Source organism: Promicromonospora citrea, from assembly GCF_013004695.1.
Lineage (GTDB): Bacteria > Actinomycetota > Actinomycetes > Actinomycetales > Cellulomonadaceae > Promicromonospora > Promicromonospora citrea.
The window spans coordinates 1-6,010 of record NZ_JABEMG010000195.1 but is presented as its reverse complement, the minus strand read 5'-3'; the positions used below and the strand labels follow the sequence as shown (position 1 = coordinate 6,010).

Here is a 6,010-nt window from a genome sequence, read left to right as displayed (position 1 = left end):
CTGGCGCTGCGACGAGTGCGGCTGGACGGGCCTGCGGTCCGTGCGCGTCGGCTCGGCCCGCACGGCCGAGGAGCTCGGACGCGCGTTCACCGGCGTCCCGGTGCGCCTGTCCTCGGCGTCCGCCCCCGGCGGCGTGCTCGACGCCGTCCCCGCCACGCCCGCCCTCGTCGTCGCCACCCCGGGCGCCGAGCCCGTGGCCGCATGGGGGTACGCGACCGCGCTCCTGCTCGACGCCGCCGTGACGACCGGCGGCACCGGCCTCGCCGCGGGGACGGAGGCCGTGCACCGCTGGCTCGCCGCCGCGTCCCTCGTGCGCACCGACGGTCAGGTCCTGCTCGTCGGCGACGGCGCCCCCGCACCCACCCAGGCCCTCGTCCGCTGGGACCCGGGCGGCTTCGCGGCCCGAGAGCTCGACGAGCGCGCCGAGCTCCACCTGCCGCCCGCCGTCCGCGTCGCCGCCGTGACGGGGGACAGGGCGGCCGTCGAGGCGGTCGTCGCACGCGTCGGCCTCCGGGAGGACGACGGCAGCGGCACCGGCGTGCTCGGACCCGTCGAGACCGATCCCGTCGGCCCGGGCGGCCCCGCAGCAGCCGTGCAGGCCCTCGACGCCCCCGTGCGCACCGTCCTGCGCGTCCCGCTCGCCCAGGGCGACGAGCTCGCCCGCCGGCTCAAGGCCAGCCTCGCCGTGCGCTCCGCACGCCGCGAGGGCGGCACCGTCCGCGTCCAGCTCGACCCGAAGGAGATGCTGTGAGCACCACGTGCACAGACGCCACCACCATCGACACCACCATCGACACCACCATCGACACCACCATCGACACCGTCGTCTACGACTTCGGCAACGTGCTCATCGGCTGGGACCCCTACGGCCCCTACGCCGGCCGCCCCCGCGCCGACGTCGAGGCCTTCTTCGCCGCCGTCGACTTCGACGCCGTCAACCACGCCGCCGACGCCGGCACCCCCTACGCCGTCCTCCTCGACCGCATCGCCCGTACCCACCCGGACCACGTCGACGACCTGCGCCACTACGTCGACCACTACGACAAGTCCCTCACCGGCCCCGTCGACGGCTCCGCCGAGCTCGTCCACGAGCTCAAGGACCTCGGCCTGCGCCTGTACGGCCTCACCAACTGGCAGGCCGAGACCTTCTACGCCGCCGAGCCCGCCGCGCCCGCCATCGGCCTCATGGACGACGTCATCGTCTCCGGCCGCGAGGGCATGGCCAAGCCCGACCGCCGCATGTTCGAGCTCGTCGTCGAACGCTTCGGCGTCGACCCCGCCCGCGCCGTCTTCGTCGACGACAAGCCCGTCAACGTCGACGCCGCCCGCGGCGTCGGCTTCCACGGCATCGTCTTCACCGACACCCCCGCCCTGCGCCAGGAGCTGCGCACCCTCGGCCTGCCCGTCACCTGAGCCCCACCCACAGCGGACACCTAGACTGACCCGGTGCGTCTTCTCTTCGCCGGAACCCCCGAACCAGCCCTCGCCTCGCTCGACGCCCTGATCGGCTCCCGCCACGAGGTCGTGGCCGTGCTGACCCGCGCCGACGCGCCGTCCGGCCGCGGCCGCAAGCTCACCCCCAGCCCCGTCCGCGCCCGCGCCGAGGAAGCCGGCATCCCCGTCCTCACCGACACCCCCCGGGGCGAGGAGTTCCTGACCCGCCTGCGCGACCTCGACCTCGACGTCGCCCCCGTCGTCGCCTACGGGCACCTCCTGCGCCCCGAGGTCCTCGCCGTCCCCCGCCACGGCTGGGTCAACCTGCACTTCTCCGTCCTGCCCGCCTGGCGCGGCGCCGCCCCCGTCCAGCGCGCCCTCATCGCCGGCGACGAGGTCACCGGAGCCACCACCTTCCTCCTCGACGAGGGCATGGACACCGGACCCGTGCTCGGCACCACCACCGAGACCATCCGCCCCACCGACACCTCCGGAGACCTCCTGCAGCGCCTCGCCCTCTCCGGCGCCCAGCTCCTCGTCGCCACCCTCGACGCCCTCGAGGACGGCACCCTCCAGCCCCAGCCCCAACCCGCCGACGGCGTCTCCGTCGCCCCCAAGCTCACCACCGACGACGCCCGCATCACCTGGACCGACCCGGCGCTCGCGGTCGACCGGCTCGTGCGCGGCTGCACGCCCGCGCCCGGTGCGTGGACGGTGCTGCCCGACGGGTCGCGCCTCGGTGTGGGACCGGTGACGCCGCGCGCCGACGTCGTCGACCTGCGACCCGGCGAGGTGCGCGCCCTCAAGCGCGAGGTGCTGGTCGGCACGGCCACGCACGCCGTCGCGCTGGGGGAGGTGCGGCCCGTGGGCAAGAAGGCCATGCCCGCGCCCGACTGGGCGCGGGGCGCGGGCCGCGCCCTGGTCGAGGCGGGCCTCGTGCTCGGCGCGGCGGAGGTCTCCGCATGAGCGCCTACGACGGGGGCCGCGGCGGGTCCGGCGCGCCCGGTAACCGGGACCGGCGCGACGAGCGCGGGGACGGGCGCCGGGACGCCTCGGGCCGGCAGCGCTCCGCCGCGCGGTCCCGGGGAGACCGCACGCGCACGTCCCAGGCCCCGTCGCAGCGGCGCAAGCGCACCGACCCGGCCCGCACGGCCGCGTTCGACGTGCTGCGCGAGGTCGCCGAGTCCGACGCGTACGCCAACCTCGTGCTCCCGCCGCTCCTGCGCGAGCGGCGGATCCGCGGCCGTGACGCGGGCTTCGCGACCGAGCTCGCCTACGGCACGCTCCGCCTGCGCGGCCGGTACGACGCCGTCCTCGCCACGTGCGTGGACCGCCCTCTGACGGGCCTGGACCCCGCCCTGCTCGACGTGCTGCGCCTCGGCGCGCACCAGCTCCTCGGCATGCGCGTGCCGGTGCACGCCGCGGTGTCCGAGACGGTGGCGCTGGCGCGCGACCGCGTGGGCGCGGGGCCCGCGCAGATGGCGAACGCCGTGCTGCGCCGGGTGTCGGAACGGTCCCTCGACGAGTGGCTCGACATCCTGGAGAAGGAGGCGCCGGACCGGCTGGCCGGGCTCGCCGTCACCGCGTCGCACCCGCTGTGGATCGCCCGCGCGCTGCGCGAGGCGCTGGTCGGCAACGGTCGGTCCGCCGACGAGACGGCCGACCTGCTCGCCGCCGACAACGCCGCGCCGCGCGTCACCCTGGTCGGGCGTCCCGGCCTGGTCGAGGCGTCCGACGACGACGTCTGGGGCGACGCCGACCTCGTGGCCGGCCGCTGGGCGCCGACCGCGCTGCGCCTGGAGGGTTCCGACCCGTCGGGCATCCCCGCGGTGCGCTCCGGCGTCGCGGGCGTCCAGGACGAGGGTTCGCAGCTCGTGACGCTCGCGCTGGCGGGGATCGCGCTGGACGACGGCGCGGAGACCGGCGAGCGCTGGCTCGACCTCTGCGCCGGCCCGGGCGGCAAGGCGGCCCTCCTGGCGGCCCTGGCCGCCGAGCGCGGCTCGACCCTCGTCGCCAACGAGGTCGCCCCGCACCGCGCCCGGCTGGTGCGCGGGGCGCTGGCCGCCGTGCCCGACGGCGTGGTCGAGGAGGTGCGCACCGGCGACGGCCGCGAGGTCGGGGCGCAGGAGCCCGGGGCGTACGACCGCGTGCTCGTCGACGCGCCGTGCACCGGCCTGGGCGCCCTGCGGCGCCGGCCCGAGAGCCGGTGGCGGCGGACGCCGTCCGACCTCGCCGCGCTGACCGGGCTCCAGCGCGAGCTGCTCACGAGCGCGCTGGACGCGGTCCGGCCCGGGGGAGTGGTGGCCTACGTGACGTGCTCGCCGCACCTCGCCGAGACCCACCTCGTGGTCGACGACGTGCTGCGGCGCCGTGACGACGTCGAGCGTCTGGACACCCCGGCCGCGGTGCGCGCGGCGGTGCGCCCGGGCGCGGACATCCCGCTCGCGGACCGCACCGACGTGCAGCTCTGGCCGCACGTGCACGGCACCGACGCGATGCACCTGACGCTGCTGCGGCGGCGGGGGTAGGGACGGCGCGGGCAGTGGCGGCGGCGGCAGGGACGGCGGCCACGGCGGCGAGCGCGGCGAACAGGCCCGTGGCGATCCAGGTCCCCGAGCGCCAGGCGCTGTCGTCGTACACCTCGGCGTTGCCCGGCCTCGCCGGGTCGTAGACGACCTCGACCACGTCTCCCTCGAGGTAGACCTCGTCCGTCGCCGTGACGACGGTCGACCGCGGCGTCCCGTCGGGAGGGGTGAAGGACACGTCGAGCCATCCCTCGCCCGAGGTCCAGTCGCTCCGCTCCACGGTCGCCGGGGCGAGGGCACCGGACTCGCGCAGGACGGCGTCGTCGTCGACGACGTCTGCGGCCGCCAGGCCGGCGATGGTCGCGACGAGCAGCGGGGCGGCGACCAGCAGGAGCGCCACCTGGGCCGTCTCGAGCTGGGCGAGGACGCCCCCGGGTGAACGTCCCGGGCTGCCTCGTCACACCCCCGCCGGTGGCCACACGCCGATGATCACCGACATGACCAGCACCGTCACCAGCTCGTGCGCCAGGTTCAGGGTGGTCAGCGCGGGCGGGCGGCCCTCGAAGGCGTCGTGCGTGATCATGCGCGAGGCCGTGAAGCCGATCCAGAGCAGCACACCCGTGACGACGGCGGCCGTGAGAAAGCTGCCCGCGTAGAACTGCCACGCGATGTAGACGGCGCCAGCGAGCACCCAGGCGGTCAGGAAGCTCACCAGGACGGTCGTGACGATCGGCCAGACGCCTCGCGCCTCGGCGGCCTCGCGGTCGACCCGGGCGAGCCGCATCCAGCGGGTGCCGAACGTCTTCGGGGTGTACCAGAGCGAGCCCACCACGAGGGTGGAGAGCGTGGCCACGATCACGGCCCAGTAGTTCACGTCGGGGATCATCGTCGCTCCCGGTCGGTCGAGCTGTCGGTCGAGCTGTCGGTCGAGGCATGTCTAGGCTGGCATCATGGCAGCACTCATCGCCCCCAGCATCCTCTCGGCCGACTTCGCGAACCTGGAGACGGAGCTCGGCCGGATCGCCGACGCCGACTACGCGCACGTCGACGTCATGGACAACCACTTCGTGCCCAACCTGACGCTGGGGCTGCCGGTCTTCGAGCGCCTCGCCAAGGTCTCGCCGGTGCCGCTGGACGCCCACCTCATGATCGAGAACCCCGACCGGTGGGCGCCGGCGTTCGCGGAGGCGGGAGCGGCGTCGGTCACGTTTCACGCGGAGGCGGCGCAGGCACCCGTCCGCCTCGCCCGGGAGCTGCGCCGGCTGGGCGCCCGGGCCGGTGTGGCGCTGCGCCCCGCGACCCCCGTGGAGCCGTTCCTGGACCTGCTCGCCGAGATCGACATGATCCTGGTGATGACCGTCGAGCCCGGCTTCGGCGGGCAGTCGTTCATCGAGGGCACGCTCCCGAAGATCCGGCGGGCTCGCGAGGCCGTCAGCGAGTCGGGCCTCGACGTCTGGATCCAGGTCGACGGGGGAGTGTCCCGCGACACGATCGAGCGCGCGGCCGACGCCGGGGCGAACGTCTTCGTGGCGGGCTCGGCGGTGTTCGGCGCGCAGGACGTCCCGGGGGAGATCGCGACCCTGCGCGACCTCGCCGGCAGGCACACGCACTGACTCCGTCCCCGCGCACGACCCCGCGCACGTCCCCGCGCACGACCCCGCGCACGGCCCCGCGCACGGCCCCGCGCACGGCCCCGCGCACGAACGTCCGCCGCCATCAGGCGCTCGCGCACGAACGTCCGCCGCCATCAGGCGCTCGCGCATGCTCTCGGCCGGATTTCCAGGCCTGATCGCCTGGTCGCGGCGGACCTTCGCGGGGGCGCATCCATAAAAAGAGTGTGCCAAGCGGGTCGCTGTACCCCGGGTGACCCGGGCGGGCACGCAAGCGACGGAGCAGGGGAGCGGAGCCCGGTGCGACGGAGGACTGCGACGGAGGACTGCGACGGAGGACTGCGACGGAGGACTGCGACGGAGGACTGCGACGGAGGACTGCGACGGAGGACTGCGACGGAGGACTGCGACGGAGGACTGCGACGGAGGACTGCGACGGAG

At 75.6% G+C, this 6,010-nt stretch carries 7 protein-coding genes; 6 read left to right on the top strand and 1 reads right to left on the bottom strand.

Translation table 11 applies throughout. The annotated features are described in order from the left end of the window. The 5 genes from HLB15_RS21915 to HLB15_RS24640 all read left to right on the top strand — a co-directional run. A partial coding sequence (locus tag HLB15_RS21915; RefSeq protein ID WP_514128896.1) for a primosomal protein N' occupies nt 1-751 on the top strand: 751 nt, incomplete at its 5' end. After that, a complete protein-coding gene (locus HLB15_RS21910; RefSeq protein ID WP_308424939.1) occupies nt 748-1,413 on the top strand; it encodes an HAD family hydrolase in 666 nt (221 codons plus the stop codon). The genes HLB15_RS21915 and HLB15_RS21910, both read left to right, overlap by 4 nt. A 33-nt stretch (nt 1,414-1,446) precedes the next feature. After that, a complete protein-coding gene (fmt, locus tag HLB15_RS21905; RefSeq protein ID WP_171108651.1) occupies nt 1,447-2,400 on the top strand; it encodes a methionyl-tRNA formyltransferase in 954 nt (317 codons plus the stop codon). Then, nucleotides 2,397-3,962 carry an RsmB/NOP family class I SAM-dependent RNA methyltransferase gene (locus HLB15_RS21900; protein WP_171108648.1) on the top strand — a complete coding sequence of 522 codons (1,566 nt, stop codon included), beginning with the start codon at nt 2,397-2,399 and terminating at the stop codon, nt 3,960-3,962. The genes fmt and HLB15_RS21900 overlap by 4 nt, the downstream gene beginning before the upstream one ends. 14 nt (nt 3,963-3,976) lie before the next feature. Next, entirely contained in the window at nt 3,977-4,105 is a 129-nt protein-coding gene (locus HLB15_RS24640; protein ID WP_268241001.1) for a hypothetical protein, read from the top strand. A 311-nt stretch (nt 4,106-4,416) separates the two neighbouring features. Here HLB15_RS24640 and HLB15_RS21895 read toward each other — a convergent pair whose 3' ends face one another. Continuing rightward, nucleotides 4,417-4,845: a DUF1761 domain-containing protein gene (locus tag HLB15_RS21895; RefSeq protein WP_171108646.1), complete on the bottom strand. Its 429-nt coding sequence runs from the start codon at nt 4,843-4,845 to the stop codon at nt 4,417-4,419. 64 nt (nt 4,846-4,909) lie between these two features. On the opposite strand from HLB15_RS21895, the gene rpe reads away from it, so the two are divergent. Beyond that, complete coding sequence (rpe, locus tag HLB15_RS21890; protein ID WP_171108644.1) at nt 4,910-5,572, top strand: ribulose-phosphate 3-epimerase; 663 nt, start codon at nt 4,910-4,912, stop codon at nt 5,570-5,572. Nucleotides 5,573-6,010 lie beyond the last annotated feature (438 nt).